The organism is Sporosarcina sp. NCCP-2331 (assembly GCF_023707945.1).
Classification (GTDB): domain Bacteria; phylum Bacillota; class Bacilli; order Bacillales_A; family Planococcaceae; genus Sporosarcina; species Sporosarcina cascadiensis.
Map to the genome: position 1 here is coordinate 58,757 of NZ_BRCD01000021.1, position 19,298 is coordinate 78,054.

Genomic DNA, 19,298 nt, shown 5'->3' on the forward strand with positions numbered 1-19,298 from the left:
CAATTTATGATGAAATATATATCAGTAAATAACTTTTATTTAGAGATATTAATTACTAAGTAATAATTATTATAAATAACTGTTCACTTTTGTTTAACAGTCTGCTATAATTAGGATTATAAGTAGTAAATGAATAAATCAGGAGGAATTCATAATGTCAATTAACGAAAACAATTATCAAAGAAGAAAACTAACAACCGCTGCAGGTGCTCCTGTAGTTGATAATCAAAACTCTATGTCAGCCGGGCCGCGCGGGCCACTTCTTTTACAGGACGTCTGGCTTTTAGAAAAACTGGCACATTTCGATCGTGAAGTAATTCCGGAGCGCAGAATGCATGCGAAAGGTTCAGGCGCATATGGCACTTTCACTGTAACTCACGACATTACCAAGTATACGAAAGCAAAACTTTTTTCAGAGATTGGCAAGCAAACAGAAATGTTCGCACGCTTTTCGACTGTTGCCGGTGAACGCGGTGCAGCTGATGCAGAACGTGACATTCGCGGATTTGCCCTGAAGTTTTATACAGAAGAAGGTAACTGGGACTTAGTCGGCAATAACACACCCGTCTTCTTCTTCCGGGACCCGCTGCAGTTCCCTGACTTGAATCATGCAGTGAAACGTGATCCGAGAACAAATTTGAGAAGCCCGAAAAATAACTGGGATTTCTGGACTTCCCTGCCTGAAGCGCTTCATCAAATTACCATCATTATGAGTGACCGTGGAATTCCCCGTTCCTTCCGTGAAATGCATGGTTTCGGCAGCCATACATTCAGCATGATCAATGCAAATAACGAACGTCACTGGGTCAAGTTCCACTTCCGTTCCCAGCAAGGCATTCATAATTTAACGGATGAAGAATCTGCAGCAACGATTTCTACAGACCGTGAGAGTTCACAGCGTGATTTGCTGTCTAACATCGATAACGGCAACTTCCCGAAATGGAAGATGTATATTCAGGTGATGACTGAGGAACAGGCAAATGAAATGCCGTACAATCCATTTGATCTGACAAAAGTCTGGTACAAAAAAGATTTCCCTTTAATTGAAGTTGGAGAATTTGAATTAAACCGTAATCCAGAAAACTACTTTGCAGAAGTGGAGCAGGCAGCATTTACCCCTGCAGCGATCGTTCCCGGAATTGGATTCTCTCCTGACAAAATGCTGCAAGGACGTTTATTCTCGTATGGCGATGCACAGCGCTATCGTTTGGGCGTCAATCATCATCAGATTCCTGTTAATGCGCCAAAATGTCCGTTCCACAGTTTCCACCGTGATGGCGCGATGCGAGTAGACGGCAATATGGGCGCTACCACACACTATGAGCCAAACAGCTACGGTGAATGGCAAGAACAGCCGGACTTCAAAGAGCCTCCTTTGAAAATTCATGGCGATGCGGACAACTGGAACTTCCGTGAAGATGATGACGATTACTTCACACAGCCCGGGAAGTTGTTCAATATTTTAAGCACAGAAGAACAAGAGCGTTTATTCGGCAACACCGCACGCAATATGGGCGATGCTCCTGTTGAAATCAAAATTAAACACATCCGTCACTGCTACTTGGCAGACCCAAAATACGGTGAAGGTGTTGCAAAAGCTCTTGGAATCCCAATGGCTGACGTAGATATCGAAAATACCACAACAATCGTGGATAACTGATCGGCGATAAAAAACGCTTAGAGACTTTTGGTCTCTAAGCGTTTTTCATGCTGCCTTTTCCCCTACTCCATTTAAAATATTGGCTACAATCAGACCTGTAATGATTGCAATAATACTCATGACGTAAGGCGTTCCGCTTTCAGGAATTCCTGGGAAGATAACGAAAATAGAACCGATAATCAAGCCCATAATTACTGTGAACATGCCTGTACGAAAATGTCCCAGTAAAAAACGAATTAGTTTACTGCTTACTATAAATCCAACTATAATCCCGCAGCCCGTAGCTATAATAACCGGAAAGTTAAAATCTGAAATAGCTGTAATTACAGTCGAATACACTCCGATCAGCAACAGAACGAATGAACCGCTGACTCCAGGCAACAGCATGGCCATACTTCCCGCCCAGCCGGAAAAGAACAAAATAACTGTTGATTTCATTGTCAAATGAGTGATTAATAGAGGTTCTAGCGGCTTCACAAAAGCTGTAGAAGCCAAAGCTGCAGCAACGAGTATCATGAAAATAATATGATGCAGTTTAAAATTCTTACGCAGTCCTGCCTGTTTTGATATGAATGGAATCACCCCGATTATCAAACCTAAAAAGAAAAACTGAGTAGGTTCATGATAATGCTTCAATAAATAAGAAATCACTTTACTGAATAAAATGATTGTCGCTCCCATTCCGATTCCCAGAGGCAGCAAAAAGCCAATATGTTTTTTCCAGTCTTTACTGAAAAATCCGCTGATTGAGACCAGCAGCTGATCATAGATACCTAATATAAATGCTATAGTTCCACCGCTTACACCGGGAATCAAGTCACTGATGCCCATTAAAAATCCTCGATATAAATTTCTCCATTCCATGCCCGTTATTCCTCCAATGAATTTCATTCCTAACAGTATGTCACGCTGTCTACAGTAAATTACATCGTTCAGTTGTTTTCACATTCTGGTTTCAACTACTGTATGTCCTGCTTCCGCTCAATAGGACTGCCGCAAAACAAAAGTTGTTCCATTGTCAGAAGAAAAACAATGAAACAACTTTAGTTTAATAATTTTCAAGTTCAGATACTGTTACAAATGTATAGCCCTGCGACTGCAAATATGCGAGCACAGAATCGAGTCCGTCAGCTGTTGATTTATGAATATCATGCATCAGAACGATACTGCCGTTTCGCGTGTGTGCTTTCACTTTAGCCAACAGTTTTTGTGGATCATGATGTTTCCAATCTAATGTATCAACATCCCATAACACGACTGGGAGATTTGTAATTGCTCTAACACGCTCATTCTCCGCACCATAGGGCGGACGGAAGACAGTTGCGGGTTCACCTGTTACCTGCTTGATGATATCGGTCGTTCCCTGCACTTCATCATATAACTTTTTATCCGGCAATTTAGTCAATGAAGGGTGATTCCATGAGTGGTTGCCCAGTTCATGACCTGCTTCAGCAACTTGCTGAGCGATCTCAGGATAATATTCTACACGGCTTCCAAGCATGAAAAATGTTGCTTTTGCATCGTATTTTTTCAATGTCTCGAGAATTCTTACGGTAGATTTCGGATCCGGACCGTCATCAAATGTCAGTGCCACTTTTTTTCCTGCAGGCTTTTCCGTTATTTCTACCTGATAGTCTGCAGCCAGGAAGGGATTTAACTTTTCTAAAGGGACTTCAACTGTGACTGGACCTTCTGATTCTTCCGTAAAGACGCCTGCTCCATAATAGAACAATACTGATTGATCGGTTAAGGCGAAGTTTTGATAATTTCTCCAAAGCGGCTCAGTTGGCTGCCAGACATTTTCAGGAAGCAGAACATCTTTAAAATCAGGATTCTGGTAAATGTGGTCACGAACAACTTTCGCAGTACGCTTCAGTTTCTCCACGTCCTGTCCCACCAAGTCCGCCATTTTAATTTCTTTGCCTGTTTCCGGCTGAATATGGAATGTACGGATTTCTGAATCTATATCCGTTTCACTTGTAGAAATCGCAGCAAGTATTACGAAAGAATAATTACCTGATTGATTCTGAACCGTTTCAAATGAAATATTCAATTCTTTTGCAGACGCATCCTGATTTTCGTCATTCTCAAAATAGCGTGTTTTCCATTGATCTATGTATTCTAAAATCCGGCTGTTAAATTCTTCATATTCACTTTGCGGATATTGAATTGCAAAAGGCTGTTTCGGATCATTCGTTGTTTCTGTCACTATTTTTATACCAGGAAAATTAGAATCACTTGAATTAATCAAGACTTCCGGTTTAGGTTCTTCTTTTATTTTATTAGGCGAGGCACTTGTTGAACTGTCTGATGTATTGAAGATTAACAGCAACGCAAAAGCAGTCATTGCCATAATTGCACTTGAAAACGCAACATCTATCCATAGTGAACGGCGTTTTCTTCTTTTAAATTTCATAGAAAGACTCCTTTTTTTGATTTTTCCAAAGTTCCGCTAAAAAATTAAAAATGTTTTCATTTTAACTAAAAAGATTACTAGCTAAATTAGTCAACTGTGGTAGTTTTATAGCGAAATCTATAAAAATATGTCTAGTTCTCAGTATACAATAAAAATATAACTAAACAAGAATTTCATTGTAATTCAGCAGCCAATTTCAAAAGAAAAATTACAGCTAAATGGATAAACACTTTTACAGAAAACTGATTTGTGATATAATACCTAAGGCTCGTTTCTTGCAAATTCGAGTACAAGGGAGATTAAATCCCTTTGATACACACCGATCTCGGCTGTTATCTATTGCAAAGAGAAAACAGAAGGCGGTAATCAGAATGGAAAAGAAAGAATATCGTATTTTATTATTTTACAAATATGTCACAATTGAAGAGCCCGAAGAATTCGCAGCTCAGCATTTGGCATTTTGTAAGGAACACAGTTTAAAAGGCAGAATCCTAGTTGGTGCAGAAGGTATCAACGGTACATGTTCCGGGACGGTTGAACAGACGGACGCATACATGGAGCATATGAAAGCTGATCCCCGTTTTGCGGATATCTGGTTTAAAATCGACGAAGCAGACGGCCATGCGTTCAAGAAAATGCATGTGCGCTTTCGAAATGAAATTGTCAATCTCAGTTTGCCTGATGATGTCAATCCTCTGGAATTAACAGGTGAATACTTAGAGCCTGATCAATTTTTAGAGCAAATGCAGGATGAAAATACAGTCGTTTTAGATGCACGAAATGATTACGAGTACGATCTGGGTCATTTCCGCGGTGCAATCCGTCCTGATATCGAAAACTTCCGTGATCTTCCGGAATGGGTGTTGGAAAACAAGGAACAACTTGAAGGCAAAAAGATTCTTGCCTATTGTACAGGCGGAATCCGCTGTGAAAAGTTCACAGGCTGGCTGAAACGCGAGGGCTTTGAGGATGTAGCACACTTGCATGGAGGAATTGTTTCTTACGGCAAGGACCCTGTCGCCAAAGGACAGTTATGGGATGGACAATGTTATGTATTTGATGAGCGTATTGCAGTTCCTATCAACCAAGTGGAACATGTAATTGTTGGACGCGATCATTTTGACGGCACACCTTGCGAGCGTTATGTGAACTGTGCGAATCCTGAATGCAACGCGAAAATTCTATGTTCTGAAGAGAATGAGCATTTCTATATGCGCAGCTGTTCAGACGAGTGCCGCACGCATCCGCGTAACCGGTATTTCGTTGAACATAATTTGACTGTTGATGAGTTTGATGCACGGATGGCAAAAATTGAAGAGCTGCGTTCAAGCGAAAAAATTTCTTAATAACAGACAGCCAGTTTCCTTCATGGATACTGGCTGTTTTCATTTATCTTCCCTAGTGCTCTGTTCACGGCAACACAAAAAAGAAGCAATCTGTCACGTACATATGGCGAAAACCCTGCCGCATTTTGGCAGGGTATGGATTTAGTATGTGCAAGTTTCGTTACTCGACTTTGCAGGAGTTTTGAATGAAGTGTGAGTTTGCAGTTTGAACCCGCTTCGGCGCTGGGGGATTGCCTTACGCTATGAGCCTACTGGCGAAGAGCGTGCCAGCAGTCTCATAGCCACGGCTAACCCCGCAGTTGCGCCTTCGCTGGTGTTAGTGAAAGTATGTCATGCTGCTTTTTTGCAGAGTAAAGAATTAGTTTGCATGGTTCCGTTTCCCGACTTTGCAAACGCATTGATCACAGGAATCTTAGCCTTTGCAGAATAATAAGTAATGCATAAGTACCTTACCTATCGTATTAAACTCAAATAGTATGCTCATACTGCAACTCACATAAAAAGTTCTGAAAAACCAGCCAGTGTACCGGAGTGCAAGGCGGCGACTCCGGGAGGATCAGCCCGATAGGATGAGACAACTAAAGGGAGCGAAGCGACCAGTTGGCTCACCGAGGGCCCTCCGGAACGCGTCCGCCTGGAACGCAGGGTAACGGTATTTTTTCCACTTACTCTATATTGCTCAATCACAGTCAAAACTTTCAAGCACACGTTTTGGTGAGGACTCGAGATTTTTGGATCTTTTCGTTCTGCTGCTGATTACATAAATATTCAGCCGAACTTTCCTGCTATGTAGTCTTTTGTCTCTTGATGGGCAGGACGTGAGAAAACAGCTTCTGTACTTCCAAACTCTTTCACTTCCCCATTCAGAAAAAAAGCGGTGAAATCGGAAATGCGTGCGGCCTGCTGCATATTATGGGTCACGATGACAATGGTATATTGCTCTTTCAAAGACTTGATAAGCTCTTCGACTTTTGCTGTGGAAATGGGATCCAGTGCGGAAGTCGGTTCATCCATCAGAATGATATCCGGCTTGGTTGCAAGGGTTCTGGCGATGGTCAGACGCTGTTGCTGCCCTCCTGATAAACCGGCTGCCGGTTTGCCAAGCTGATCCTTTACTTCTTCCCAAAGAGCAGCAGAACGCAAATTTGATTCTACTAGATCATCTAATGCTCTTTTACTTTTCACGCCATGAATCCTTGGTCCAAAGGCGATATTTTCGTAAATTGAACCAGGAAACACAGAAGCATGCTGAAAGACCATGCCCACTTTTTTTCGGAGGTCCACTGGATCTGTTGAACGATCGGTAATATTTACACCGTCAATCCAGATGCCACCTTCCGTACGGATACCCGGAATTAAATCATTCATTCGGTTCAGTGTCCTAAGAAATGTTGACTTGCCGCATCCTGACGGTCCAATTAATGCGGTGATCTGTTTACGTTCAATCTTCAAATTGATGTTTTTCAGCGCGTGCAGTGAATCATAGTGGAACTGCAAATCTTCTGTTTGAATTGCCGGCATCTTTATTGGTGCAGCTGTCTGGGACATTCCCTTCCTCCTATCCGATTCGTCCATTGATATAATGAGCTGTCTGTTCATGCAATGGATTAGTAAAGATTTGTCCTGTCTGGCCATGCTCAACTACTCTTCCCATGTAGAAATAAGCTGTTTCATCAGATATTCGGGCTGCCTGTTGCATATTATGCGTGACAATGACAATCGTATAATCTGCTTTTAATTGAGTAATCAGCTCTTCAATTTTCGCAGTCGATACCGGATCAAGCGCAGATGCAGGCTCATCGAGCAACAGCACACTCGGCTGCATGGCCAGCGCTCTTGCGATACACAGCCTTTGCTGCTGACCGCCTGATAACCGCAATGCAGATGTATTCAATTGATCCTTTACTTCATCCCATAAAGCTGCCTTCTTCAGACTGTCTTCTACAATCTCCTCTAATTCTGACTGCTTTTTCACACCATGGCGCATTGGTCCTGATGCTACATTTTTGAAAATAGATTTAGCAAAAGGCACAGGCCGCTGAAATACCATACCGATCTGTTTGCGCACTTCATGCAAATTCACGCGTTCAGAATGCAGTTCAATTCCTTCATAATAAATTTCTCCTTCTGCACGGCATTGGTCAATATCATCATTCATTCGGTTCAAAGCGCGTAAGAATGTTGATTTGCCACATCCCGAAGGACCGATCAGTGCAGTGACGGATTGCTTACGAAATGAAATGCTGACTTGATTTACCGCCTGATGCTCGCCGTAAAATACAGAAAGTTCTTTCGTCTGCAGTGCAGAGCTTGCTGCAAAACCCGATCCCTCTGAAACTCTCATCGATTTGGTTTTCATAACGGCAGGATGTAATACCATCGATTGCATATGCGTCCTCCTCATTAACCGGCGCTTAATTTTTTGAACATCAATCTTCCAATGAAACGTGACGCTAAATTAAATCCTAAAATAGAAATGATCAGCAATGCCGCAGCACCATCTGAAATGGCAGATGCATCCGGCATAATACCTTCACCATTAATCTTCCAAATATGTACAGCCATTGTTTCTGCAGGTCTGAATGGATTGAGAGGTGAAACCGGCGATAGCGGATTCCAATCTGTAAAATCTATTGCAGGCGTGCTCATTCCTGCTGTGTAAATCAACGCGGCCGCTTCACCAAATACACGTCCAGAAGCCAGAATGACACCAGTCACGATACCCGGCAGAGCCGCGGGCAGAACAACGGTCGTTATTGTCTCCCATTTCGAAAAACCAAGTGCCCAGCCAGCTTCTCTCTGCTGTTTAGGAACATTGCTGATCGATTGTTCAACTACCCGCACGAGCAGTGGTAAATTAAACACCGAAAGTGCAAGTGCGCCTGATAAAATAGAGAATCCCCATCCTAAATACAACACGAAGAATAGAAACCCGAACAATCCGACGACGATTGAAGGTAAAGATGACAGTACTTCAATCAGTACCCGAATACAGCGAACCAGCCAATTGTCTTTTGCATATTCCGCCAAGTAGATACCCGCGCCTATTGCCACAGGCACAGAAATCAGCAAGGTCAGAACGAGTAAGTAAAACGAGTTAAACAGTTGGGGTCCTACTCCTCCGCCTTCTTTGAAGATTTGCGGCGGAGAGGTAATGAATTGCCAGCTGAGCTGAGGAATTCCTTTTACAAAAACGAATCCCAGCAATCCTGCAAGCAGCGTAACGATGATTCCGACAATTGCATACAGACAGACAGTTGCGAGTTGATCGGCTCTCTTGGCATTCATCGGACAGTCCTCCCCTTTCCTATTATCCGCACCGCCAGTGTAAAGAACAGTGACATTAGCAAAAGTATGAGAGCAAGAGACCAAAGGGCATTGTTTTCCACTTGCCCCATCACCGTATAACCCATACCCATCGTCAAAATGCTCGTCAGCGTCGAAGCTGGTTCGAATAGCGAATGTGGAATAACGGCAGCGTTACCGATAACCATCTGAACAGCCAGTGCTTCACCGAATGCGCGGGCCATCCCAAAAATTATCGCCATCATTAAACCCGGCTTCGCTGTTTTCAAGACCACTCGATAAATCATTTGCCACCTCGTCGAACCCAGTGCCAAAGATGCTTCCCGCAATGAACGCGGGACGGATTGGATTGCATCGAGTGATAAACTCGTGACAGTCGGCAAAATCATGACTGATAAAACAATGGTTCCAGCCGCGATCCCAAAACCGCTCCCGGGAAATACTTCCCGCAACAGGGGAACGACTACACTTAAACCGATAAAACCATAAACAACCGAAGGAATTCCCACCAGCAGCTCGATTACCGGCTGCATGATTTTCTTCCCTGTTTTTTGCGATATTTCACTCATAAATATTGCTGCACCTATTGCGATCGGCGCACAGATGACAGCAGATATGCCTGTCACCGCCAATGAACCTGCCAGGAAAGGAAGCGCTCCGATAATCGGTTTCCCCATCTCACTTACTTTTCCGGGATTCCATTCTGTGCCCGTCAAGAATTCTTTCAAACTTCCATCATTTACTGCGAATGTCGAAAGTCCTTTTGTGAAAACGAGCAATAAAATGGCTACTGTGATAGCTGCGGTCAGAACGACAGACACAAAGGTAATCCATTTGCCTGCCCTCTCCATACGCATTTTATTACTTTTACGATATAGCGGATGCTCGGACTCTTTTAGTAATTTAGCCACGATCTATTCTCCTTTCAAGCAGCGGAATCAATAGGATGGCTTCATTTTTCCGTGATGTTGCCTTCTGCATCCCGCTCAATCTTCATACCTGTCACTGGCAGGTAATCCATTTCAGGAAGCAGTTGCTCTTGAACTTCTGCTGAAAGGATATAAACGATTAAGTCTTTCGCAAGTCCTTTTGCCTCGCCATTTGTGTACATATGCTGATATGCCCAGATTTCCCAGTCATTCGTTTCCACATTTTCTTGATTCGGCTCCACCCCATTGACTTTCAGAGCAGCTGTAGAGTCGTCAAAATACGAGAATGCCAGATAGCTTATTGAACCGGGTGTTTCACTGACGATCTTACGGACAGTCCCTGATGAGTCCTGCTCCTGTGCTTCGATAGGCTCTTTCCCCTGTAAAGCAAATGCTTCAAATGTAGCCCGTGTCCCTGATCCTTGTGCACGATTAATAACAATGATGTCCTGATCTTGTCCGCCAAGCTCACTCCAATTTGTAATCTCACCAGTAAAGATTCCAATCAATTCTTCCGTACTGACATTTTCCACACCCACTTCATTATGAACAACAGGACCCATGCCGACTACAGCCACTTTGTGATCTGTCAAAGCACTTGCATCCACGCCCTCTTTTTCTTCCGCAAAAATATCAGAATTTCCAATATCAACTGCACCTTCACTGATCTTGCTTAATCCAGTGCCGCTGCCGCCGCCCTGTACATTAATGACTGCGCCCGGATTTTCTGCCGTGTATTGCTGAGCAGCAGCTTCCACTAAAGGTTGCAATGCACTCGAACCTACCGCTGTAATCGGTTCCGATGCTGAGTCAGTCTCATTGGAATTATTTTTTTCCTGACTTCCATCTGCCTTCGTTATACTGCAGGCTGCCATTACCCATGTGCATAGTAAAACAAATGCCAACAGTGTAAATCGATTGCTTTTCTTCATTGATGGTGCCTCCTCGATTACTCATATGGTTGTCAGCCAACTTTCAGCTGCATATCTAATGTAATCTATGGATGTTAAGCCATGATGGATGAAACGTAAAGGTTTTGTAAATGTTCTGTATATATAAGTGGAATTAATAAATAAGCATTCTATAAGTTACCTAGTACCGTTGATTTCCGTTCCAGGCGGACGCGTTCTGGAGGGCCCGCGGTGAGCCAACTTGGTCGCTTCGCTCCCCTAAGTTGTCATCACCTGTCGGGCTGATCCTCCCAGAGTCGCCGCCTTGCACTTCAATCAACTGAGTAGATAGAACATAGCTTCCTTACGATGTAAAAAGTTTAATACAACTTATATAGATAGAAAAAAGCTGCCTTTTTATGGGCAGCTCAACTTTATTATGTATACAGAACAATTAACCGGCAGGTGTATCAAACTTATAGCCAAACCCCCGAATTGTCTTGATATAAATAGGGTTTTTCGTGTCAATTTCAATTTTTTCGCGTAAATGACTGATATGAACATCGACGATACGTGAATCTCCCGTGTATTCATAATTCCATATGGCATCCAGCAATTGCTCACGGTGCAGGACTTTACCAGAATGGCGGACCAAATAAAGCAGCAATTCAAATTCCTTCGGTGTTAGATCCAATAATTTTTCTTGCATGAACGCTTCTACTTTTTCAGGATAAATAACGAGCTTCCCTGCCCTGACTTCGACTTGCTCTTCTGGTTCTTTTACGGAGAGCGAATCCTGCAGTTCTATTCGTCGGAGGATTGCTTTCACACGGGCCATGACTTCCCGCGGACTGAAAGGTTTGGTCAGATAATCATCAGCTCCTAGTTCAAGTCCCAGAACTTTATCGAATTCATCACCTTTGGCTGTCAGCATCAAAATCGGTGTATGCACTTTCTCCTGACGCAGCGTTTTGCAGACATCCATCCCATCCATTCCCGGCAGCATAATATCGAGAAGCAGCAGATCAGGTTTTTCCGATAATGTCATGGAGACTGCTGTATTTCCGTCACGTGCAACGTACACTTGATACCCGGCTTGCTCTAAATTGTATTGCAAAAGCGTGACAATGGATTGTTCATCTTCCACAACCAATATCTTTTTCATCCATTTAGCTCCTTTACAGCCAAGACTTTTTCAGTCTGTTTATAAGTCTACTGTACGGCGCCTTTCAGAAAATGTCTACTTTTTTCGTATTCATTTACAAATCTATTGACTCATTTATGTAACTTTTTTAGCGGTCATTCGACAACTGGGTAAAGGAGCTGAAAAATATGTCCAATAAATTTATTGTCTTTCTCCTGGCAGTTCTCTTACTTGTCTCCTGCGGCAGAGAAACAGATCAAAATATCTCCCGGAAAGAGGTCACCGGTTCATTTGAAGAAAGAGATCTGGAAAAGTTATCTGATCCATCTCTGAAGCTTGCCCGTGAACTCACCTTGCATGCCGAACCGAATGACGACGGGAATGTATTCGTGTCACCGGTAAGTCTCTTTATGGCCGTGTCCATGCTGCAGAACGGAGCTGAAGGAGAAACACGTGCAGGTATAATCCAGGCAATACAGGCGAATGAAATGTCACCGGACGAACTGAACCGGGCAAATGCATCACTGCTTGACCGAATACAGTATCTGGATGAAGATACAACCGTTCATATCGCTAATTCTTTGTGGATTAATGACAACTACACATTGCAGGATGATTTTAAAAGCCTGATTCATGACTATTATTTGGGATCCGCTGAAGAAATTGATGTCAGCAAACGAAAATCTGCAGAACGTATCAATCAATGGGCATCGGATTCAACTAACGGTAAAATTGAGGAGATTGTCGAACCGCAGCTGCCAGGGAATTTGGTAATGTACCTGATGAATGCCGTATATTTTAAAGCAGACTGGACTTATCCGTTCAGTGCAGGAGCTACTGCCGATGGAAACTTTCATCTGGAAGACGGTTCCGAAGCGACTGTTCCATTTATGAGTTTACAGAAGACTGTGCCTTATATGGAAAACGATGAATTTCAGGCAGTATCACTTCCTTATGGAAAAGGTGAAATGACTATGGATATTTATGTACCGAAAGAAAATAGCAATATCGATGTATTTTTGAATTCTTGGACGTCTGAAAAGCATCGTATGTGGATGGAGACATTTGAGGAACAGACAGGAACAGTACAACTGCCTAGATTTGAACTTGAATATGAAGCCGTGTTGAACAGTCTGCTCAGTGAATTGGGAATGGAGCGCGCATTTAGTGATCAGGCAGAGCTTGGCAAACTCACTGTGGAAAACAAATCGCTGTTTGTAAGCGAAGTAAAGCAGAAAACCTTTCTGTCGGTCGACGAAGACGGCACAGAAGCCGCTGCAGTGACTTCTGTCGGAGTATCTGAGGCATCTGCACCCGCAGAGACATTTAAATTGCGAGCCGATCGTCCATTTTTCCTGACTATCCGAGAGCAGGAGGCAGATATTATTTTATTTGCAGGAAAGATTATGTATCCTGACCAGTAAGAAGTCACAACGGACGTTTTTTCAGTAAAGTGCCTTCTGATTGACATTGAAACTTACTAATAGTAACCTTAATACCTACTTACTTTTAGTGAGTGCTTGTTACTGTATACAGCTTGAAGATAAGAATACGAAGAAAACTGGAGGAATTCACATGACACAGCCAACACAGCAGGAAATTCATTTAGCAAACCGTCCAAAAGGACTTCCGACAATGGAAACATTTGATTTTGTCGATAGACCGATGCCTTCAATCAATGAAAATGAAGTGCTCGTCCGGACACTTTACGTATCAGTTGATCCTTATATGCGCGGACGTATGCAAGATGTAAAATCATATATACCGCCATTTAAACTACACGAAGTAATTGTTGGCGGAGTGGTCGGCCAAGTGATTGAATCTAATTCAGATTCTTTCAAACCGGGAGACTTTGTTGTAGGAAATCTGAATTGGGCTGAATACACTGCAGCCGCCGAGAAAGACATTCGTAAAATCGATCCTGCTGCAGCACCGATTACTGCACATTTAGGCATTTTAGGTATGACCGGACTGACAGCTTATTTTGGTTTGTTGGATATTGGTAAACCGCAGGCAGGGGAAACGGTCGCAGTATCGGGAGCAGCCGGAGCAGTCGGTTCAGTTGTCGGTCAAATCGCCAAGATGAAAGGCGCGAAAGTCATCGGGATTGCAGGTTCACAAGAAAAAATTGATTATCTGAAAAATGATCTGGGATTTGATGAAGCCGTAAATTATAAAAAAGACAGTTTCCGTGATGACTTGAAAGCTGCAGCAGCTGACGGAATTGATATATATTTTGATAATGTTGGCGGCGAAGTGACAGATGCAGTATTCGAACTGTTGAATAACCACGCGCGTATTGCATTATGCGGAGCGATATCTGGTTATAATAAGACAGAAAAAGACCTCGGCCCGCGTCCTCATTCCGCAATGATCAAAACAAGCGCGTTAATGAAAGGCTTCACGGTTGGTGACTATTCAGCAGATTTCAGCACTGCCGGAGCTGAATTAGGCAAGTGGCTTTCAGAAGGAAAACTGCAATATGAAGAGACAATCGTCAATGGTTTCGAGAAAATTCCGGAAGCGTTTCTTGGGCTTTTCGAAGGAATAAATTTAGGTAAGCAGCTAGTTAAAGTCGCTGATCCAGTAAAGATAGAACAATAAACAAGAAATCCCCTGTGCAGTGAGTCACAGGGGATTTTCTCTTTCTAGCCTAACGCTAGGAAGTTTACTGATGATCCAGTATTTCCTTTAAGACAGCTGCCTGGTTGTACTTTTCTTCTTTCGCGCCGAATATAAGCGTCAGATTTTTATTATGTTCTTTTGTCCATTCCTTCAGCTTTTCAAGTTCTTCTTGCTGTGTGCTGTTTTCTTTCAGTTCCTGCTTATATTTCTTTTTAAATTGCTCATATTTATTGGCGTCATGGTCAAACCATTTACGAAGTTCCTTGCTCGGACCCACTTCTTTCAGCCATTCATCCAACTCCGCCTTTTCCTTACTGACACCGCGCGGCCAGATTCTATCCACCAGAATTCGCATGCCGTCTTTTTTATCAGCTTTCTCATAAGCCCGCTTAATTTGTACTGCCATTTCCATCCTCCTCGCATTGTACACCTGCTAGCCTTTGCCCTCTCGAACTGCAGATCAATCAATTAAAAGGAAGTCTGCCGATCAGTTTCATGTTAGATCCCCCTACCTTTTTTCACATACTGTCATTCAAAATCCATTCAGCTGCACCTAGGAGATCAGGATACACTGCGTCGGCAAGCGGATCACTGTTTCCAATGAATACGGTTCTGGCTCCAGCTTTTTTCCCGGCTAAAATATCCGTGTCCGTATCCCCCACCATATAAGAAGAAGCAAGTTCCACATCATATTTGTCAGCAAGATCTTCAATGAGCTTACTGTTCGGTTTCCTGCATGCGCAGCCTGATCTCGGTTTATGCGGACAATAAACGGCTTCCTTGATTTCAGCGCCTTCTTTTCGAAGTTCTGCAATCATATGGCTGTGAATTTTCTGTAACTCTTTTTCTTTCATAAAGCCCAAGCCTACGCCGCCTTGATTGGTGACAACAAATACATAATCAAACACTTGATTCAGCATCCGGATTGCTTTTGCTGTATCAGGCAGAAAAAACAACTGTTCCGGACGGTTTACAAATTTAACCCGCTCGGTCAAAACTTCATTGATGACCCCGTCGCGGTCAAGAAAGACAGCCTTTTTCAAAAATGATCCCTCCTGGTCTCTTATCAAACCTAGTATGTACGTACTGCGGGCGCTGATGCACTCTGACTAGAATTTCCACCCGTACGCCGTTTCTTCGAGCAATTCCCATTCTATTCATCTGCATAATCTGCCCTTACATCGAAGCTGCAGAACTGGATGCAGCCTGATCGGCTTTCGCACAATCAATCGCCACTACTAAAGCTACGATCAATGTTTCCATTTCCTCCTTCATAATTTGTATCTGATAACTGTCTCCCCATGTAAACCAGTGCTTATCTACTGTCCCGATGACTTCTCCGTTTTGTGTAACATCAAAGTTCATATCCCACCAGTTGCCTCTAACTTCAATCCCCGCCGCGTCAATGGAGTAAGCAGATTTTAAGAAAGTAAATTGCTTTTTGATTGTCACTGTCTCCTGCCCTTCTGCTTCAACGAAAAAGGTCGGCAGAAAACTGAACGTTTTTTTGGTGATCAGTCCCACTTCATTCATTTGCGTATCCATTATCGAAAATGTTTTAGGGAATTTCATCCAGCTTCCCTCTACATAATAGACATCCTGTTCATTCTGATCTTTCACTGTAAATTTCCCCGCCATGCTGAATACTTTTTGCTTGATATACAGCTGCTTCATTTAATTCCCTCCCTGTATTAGAAACTCGTTACTTACTATACGTGATTAGTTATAAAGGGTTTCATTATCATGAAATTCAGACTGATTTTGCATATAAAAAAGCCTGCATGAACAAGTCATACAGGCCGTTTCTCTTCATATTAGCCAAATACACTTGTACTGTGCAAAGGCTGAAGTTTTGCTTTTGGATCGATAAATGATTTAGCGTGACTAATCGCAATCGGCGCTTCTCCCATACCAACCGCAATCAATTTCACTTTCCCGTCATATGTGGTTACATCGCCTGCTGCGAAAATGCCCGGGATGTTGGTTTCCATACGTGAATTAACGACAATCGAGTTGCGCTCCATCTCGAGCCCCCACTCTTTCAACGGACCGAGAGAAGAAATGTTGCCGTAGTTCACCACTACATGATCTACTTCAAACTCTTTTGTGTCCCCGCCTTTTTCAGTCAGAATTAATTTCTCAATTTTTTCACCGTCGCCGTGAATTTCGCTCACAGTATGTGAAGTCAATACATTGACCGATGAATTATGAAGCTGATTGACGCTCGTTTCATGAGCTGTAAAACGTTCTCTGCGATGAACGAGTGTCACTTGGGAAGCGATATCTTCAAGCATCAGAGCCCAATCTAGTGCAGAGTCGCCTCCGCCGCAGACGAGGATATTCTGATCCTTAAACAAAGAAAGGTCCTTAATGCCATAGTGCAGTGTCTTTCCTTCAAAAACAGGCTCTTCTTTCAAACCGATTTTACGCGGCTGGAATGCCCCGATTCCTGCAGTCAATAATATTGTACGTGTGAGATGCTGTCCTTTATCCGTAGTCAAGATGAAATAATCGTCTTTCTTCTCTACAGAAACCGCTGCTTCTCCCAAGATAATTTCCGGTTTGGCATAATGCGCCTGTGTAACTAAGTTCGCCACAAGATCCTTTGCCAGAATCTTCGGGAAGCCTCCTACATCATAGATATATTTATCCGGATACAGCTCAATCAATTGTCCGCCGAGCTGTGGCAGACTATCGATAATTTTTACAGACATTTCACGCATACCAGCATAGAAAGATGAGAATAATCCCGTCGGTCCGCCGCCGATAATCGTGATATCCACTATTTCTTCATTCATGTAAAACACTCCTATAACCAATTCATTAATGTGAAACTACTGAGATTACTGCATATATTCCAATTATATTATCTACTATTTAGTGAATAAAAACATCTATTTTGTTTTACATCTCCGGAAAATTTGTCAGGCAGTACTGCTCTACTGCAGCCTTTTCTTCATCGTCCCATTCCACGTCGTAAACACTGTCCGTTGCCAATTCGTAAAATTGGTATGTAAGCATTTTACGCTGGCCGTCTCTGACCGAATAAAGCACTTTCAGTCCCGTGCCGTCTTCATTGAATAATTCGTCTTCTTCATCCAGTTTAACTGTCAAAAGAAATTCATATCTCTGACCTTCGATAATTCCTGTTGGATCTACTAATTCTTGTGCTTTGCCGTTTACTATATTCATTCAATTTCTCCTTCTTCCCGCTCTGTAAAGAGTTTGCTTCCTCTATCCTACCTCATTTAATAGGAGTGGGGCAATTTATGAAGCAGATTTATCTTAAAAACTTTCTTTCCACCTTGTTTTGCTGGAAAATGAAGGGATAAACACCGTGTGAACGGTTTAGGAGGAGTTACATGCTTACATTGACACGTCCAGGATATTATTGATTCAATTAAGCAATGTCTGTTAAAAAACGAACCATTTAATATTAGACGAAAAAAGTCATCACATATAACCGTTTTTCAGGTCTCTAAATAATGGTACAAGGAATATTGATCCTTTCCTTTTTTCTTAGAGTGATACAAGGCTACATCTGCTTTATGATAGAGTGTATGCATCGTATCTTTCGTATCCGCAATCGCTATTCCTATGCTGATCGATAAGTGAATATCATCTTTCTCCAAATAACTAAAGCAGTCTCTCATTGACCCGAGCATGTTTTCAGCACGCTCCTTCACTTCTTCCTCAGTCAGCCTGGAGAATAAAACGACAAATTCATCTCCGCCTATTCGTGCAGACAGATTTTCACTGCCGCTTTCTTTTTCAATAATTTTAGCTGCCTGCCTGAGGAGCCGGTCTCCTTCTCCATGCCCTAAAGAGTCGTTTACCAACTTGAAATTGTCCAAATCAATAATCATAAACTGCAGCGGCCCTTTCTTACGGCGCAGCCATTCAACTGCAGAATCCTCAAATGCAGCGCGGTTCTTCAAGCCTGTCAGCACATCATGGAAAGCCAAATGAACCGGCCTTGAAATCATACGTGCAATAATTATCGAAAGAATAATCGTTACCATACTTATCGCGATAATTTGATAGATAAATTCATTTCTGTAAGAAACAAGAACACCGGCAACAGGTACATCATAGTATGCGATTTCTACAACTCTGTTTGTCGATAGCCCTTCTGCTTTCTCGGCTCTATAGGGTATGTACCGATAAGTCAAAACCTGCCCGTTTTCCTTGGAAATCTTTTCTTTTACTTCGAAATCCCTGAAAGCTTCCTTAAAAACAGCCTCACGAGACGGTGCTATTTTTTCTTCCCGCTCCGATTGCCTGTCTCCAAGCAATAAACCAAGCGACGTATAGACATTAATAGATTTAATCTGATCATTTTCCTCTTCGAGACGCAAAGTCGTATCGATGAAATTAAATTCCTGGAATTCTATTTTATCTTCCAAATTATAAGCCAGTTCAATCAGGTATTCACCATCCGGAGTCGGCATATAGGTGAATTTCTTAAATTCTCCGGTATTCTGCTGAACGTCAAGTGCATCATGAGAAAAAATTCCGCTCTGACGACGCTCAGTCAGCAGTTTTCCAAAGTTTTTACAGCATTCGTCAAAGTTTAATCCAACATCATCTTGGTAACTGCTTTCTATAATTTCATTTTCCCCGTTAATTATAAATATTTGCATTCCGCTTTCTTTTTCAAGCTGCTTATAATTCCAAGTCGAAAAATCATTATTTTGCTCATACTTCTCTAATAACTCCTGAGAGTAGGTTTCCATAATAGCAGTGCGGTCCACATCCAGAATGTTATAGACTTTATCGATGGTTGATAGACTGGTGATGATTTCATCTTCCGCCACCTGAATCTGTCTCTCTAAATTAACTTTCACATTCATTTTCAGCTTATGATAATCTGCGACGACGATAATGAGTGACAGGAATAGTGTAAATGAAATGAGGATGATGGTTAACTTGGTGCGAAAATAATTATCCAGTTCACTTCACCTCTCTTTACTATCCTATAG

The 19,298-nt window shown here is 42.4% G+C and carries 19 protein-coding genes; 5 read left to right on the forward strand and 14 right to left on the reverse strand.

The features are described from left to right. Positions 1 to 154 precede the first annotated feature (154 nt). A complete protein-coding gene (locus tag NCCP2331_RS12815) occupies positions 155 to 1,660 on the forward strand; it encodes a catalase (protein ID WP_251671155.1) in 1,506 nt (501 codons plus the stop codon). Between the two features lie 45 nt (positions 1,661 to 1,705). Here NCCP2331_RS12815 and NCCP2331_RS12820 read toward each other — a convergent pair whose 3' ends face one another. Both NCCP2331_RS12820 and NCCP2331_RS12825 read right to left on the reverse strand, forming a co-directional pair. Next, on the reverse strand, positions 1,706 to 2,524 hold the full coding sequence (locus tag NCCP2331_RS12820; RefSeq protein WP_194841082.1) for a DUF368 domain-containing protein: 819 nt from the start codon (positions 2,522 to 2,524) through the stop codon (positions 1,706 to 1,708). A 184-nt stretch (positions 2,525 to 2,708) separates the two neighbouring features. Continuing rightward, positions 2,709 to 4,076, reverse strand: a complete 1,368-nt coding sequence (locus tag NCCP2331_RS12825) for a polysaccharide deacetylase family protein (protein ID WP_153721443.1) — start codon at positions 4,074 to 4,076, stop codon at positions 2,709 to 2,711. Between the two features lie 371 nt (positions 4,077 to 4,447). Here NCCP2331_RS12825 and trhO point away from each other — a divergent pair, with 371 nt between their 5' ends. After that, entirely contained in the window at positions 4,448 to 5,422 is a 975-nt protein-coding gene (gene trhO, locus NCCP2331_RS12830; RefSeq protein WP_251671157.1) for an oxygen-dependent tRNA uridine(34) hydroxylase TrhO, read from the forward strand. Between the two features lie 205 nt (positions 5,423 to 5,627). Further along, on the forward strand, positions 5,628 to 5,852 hold the full coding sequence (locus NCCP2331_RS12835; RefSeq protein ID WP_251671159.1) for a hypothetical protein: 225 nt from the start codon (positions 5,628 to 5,630) through the stop codon (positions 5,850 to 5,852). A gap of 338 nt (positions 5,853 to 6,190) precedes the next feature. Here NCCP2331_RS12835 and pstB (NCCP2331_RS12840) read toward each other — a convergent pair whose 3' ends face one another. The 6 genes from pstB (NCCP2331_RS12840) to NCCP2331_RS12865 form a co-directional block, all read right to left on the reverse strand. After that, positions 6,191 to 6,970, reverse strand: coding sequence for a phosphate ABC transporter ATP-binding protein PstB (gene pstB, locus NCCP2331_RS12840; RefSeq protein ID WP_285835519.1), 780 nt, complete (start codon positions 6,968 to 6,970; stop codon positions 6,191 to 6,193). A 10-nt stretch (positions 6,971 to 6,980) separates the two neighbouring features. Further along, the gene (gene pstB / locus NCCP2331_RS12845) at positions 6,981 to 7,781 is read right to left on the reverse strand and encodes a phosphate ABC transporter ATP-binding protein PstB (RefSeq protein ID WP_153721509.1); all 801 of its coding nucleotides are present in this window, start codon (positions 7,779 to 7,781) and stop codon (positions 6,981 to 6,983) included. Positions 7,782 to 7,825: 44 nt separating this feature from the next. Further along, complete coding sequence (pstA, locus tag NCCP2331_RS12850; RefSeq protein WP_153721445.1) at positions 7,826 to 8,710, reverse strand: phosphate ABC transporter permease PstA; 885 nt, start codon at positions 8,708 to 8,710, stop codon at positions 7,826 to 7,828. Further along, the gene (gene pstC, locus NCCP2331_RS12855; RefSeq protein ID WP_251671186.1) at positions 8,707 to 9,585 is read right to left on the reverse strand and encodes a phosphate ABC transporter permease subunit PstC; all 879 of its coding nucleotides are present in this window, start codon (positions 9,583 to 9,585) and stop codon (positions 8,707 to 8,709) included. The genes pstA and pstC overlap by 4 nt, the downstream gene beginning before the upstream one ends. Before the next feature lie 95 nt (positions 9,586 to 9,680). Further along, the gene (locus tag NCCP2331_RS12860; RefSeq protein ID WP_251671161.1) at positions 9,681 to 10,589 is read right to left on the reverse strand and encodes a phosphate ABC transporter substrate-binding protein PstS family protein; all 909 of its coding nucleotides are present in this window, start codon (positions 10,587 to 10,589) and stop codon (positions 9,681 to 9,683) included. Between the two features lie 412 nt (positions 10,590 to 11,001). Next, positions 11,002 to 11,712 carry a response regulator transcription factor gene (locus tag NCCP2331_RS12865; protein ID WP_251671163.1) on the reverse strand — a complete coding sequence of 237 codons (711 nt, stop codon included), beginning with the start codon at positions 11,710 to 11,712 and terminating at the stop codon, positions 11,002 to 11,004. A 167-nt stretch (positions 11,713 to 11,879) separates the two neighbouring features. On the opposite strand from NCCP2331_RS12865, the gene NCCP2331_RS12870 reads away from it, so the two are divergent. Together NCCP2331_RS12870 and NCCP2331_RS12875 are read left to right on the forward strand one after the other, a co-directional pair. After that, entirely contained in the window at positions 11,880 to 13,115 is a 1,236-nt protein-coding gene (locus tag NCCP2331_RS12870) for a serpin family protein (protein ID WP_251671164.1), read from the forward strand. 151 nt (positions 13,116 to 13,266) lie between these two features. Beyond that, positions 13,267 to 14,295, forward strand: a complete 1,029-nt coding sequence (locus NCCP2331_RS12875; RefSeq protein WP_251671167.1) for an NADP-dependent oxidoreductase — start codon at positions 13,267 to 13,269, stop codon at positions 14,293 to 14,295. Between the two features lie 64 nt (positions 14,296 to 14,359). Here NCCP2331_RS12875 and NCCP2331_RS12880 read toward each other — a convergent pair whose 3' ends face one another. The 6 genes from NCCP2331_RS12880 to NCCP2331_RS12905 all read right to left on the reverse strand — a co-directional run bounded on the left by NCCP2331_RS12880 (position 14,360) and on the right by NCCP2331_RS12905 (position 19,163). Then, positions 14,360 to 14,722, reverse strand: a complete 363-nt coding sequence (locus NCCP2331_RS12880) for a DUF488 domain-containing protein (RefSeq protein WP_251671170.1) — start codon at positions 14,720 to 14,722, stop codon at positions 14,360 to 14,362. Between the two features lie 112 nt (positions 14,723 to 14,834). Beyond that, complete coding sequence (locus NCCP2331_RS12885; protein ID WP_251671172.1) at positions 14,835 to 15,359, reverse strand: D-glycero-alpha-D-manno-heptose-1,7-bisphosphate 7-phosphatase; 525 nt, start codon at positions 15,357 to 15,359, stop codon at positions 14,835 to 14,837. A gap of 133 nt (positions 15,360 to 15,492) precedes the next feature. After that, positions 15,493 to 15,990, reverse strand: a complete 498-nt coding sequence (locus tag NCCP2331_RS12890) for an LURP-one-related/scramblase family protein (RefSeq protein ID WP_251671174.1) — start codon at positions 15,988 to 15,990, stop codon at positions 15,493 to 15,495. 140 nt (positions 15,991 to 16,130) lie between these two features. Then, the gene (locus NCCP2331_RS12895; RefSeq protein WP_153721453.1) at positions 16,131 to 17,114 is read right to left on the reverse strand and encodes an NAD(P)/FAD-dependent oxidoreductase; all 984 of its coding nucleotides are present in this window, start codon (positions 17,112 to 17,114) and stop codon (positions 16,131 to 16,133) included. 106 nt (positions 17,115 to 17,220) lie between these two features. Beyond that, positions 17,221 to 17,508, reverse strand: coding sequence for a DUF6509 family protein (locus NCCP2331_RS12900; protein WP_153721454.1), 288 nt, complete (start codon positions 17,506 to 17,508; stop codon positions 17,221 to 17,223). Positions 17,509 to 17,786: 278 nt separating this feature from the next. After that, positions 17,787 to 19,163 (reverse strand): GGDEF domain-containing protein, encoded by a 1,377-nt coding sequence (locus NCCP2331_RS12905; protein WP_251671176.1) that lies wholly within the window; start codon positions 19,161 to 19,163, stop codon positions 17,787 to 17,789. Positions 19,164 to 19,298 lie beyond the last annotated feature (135 nt).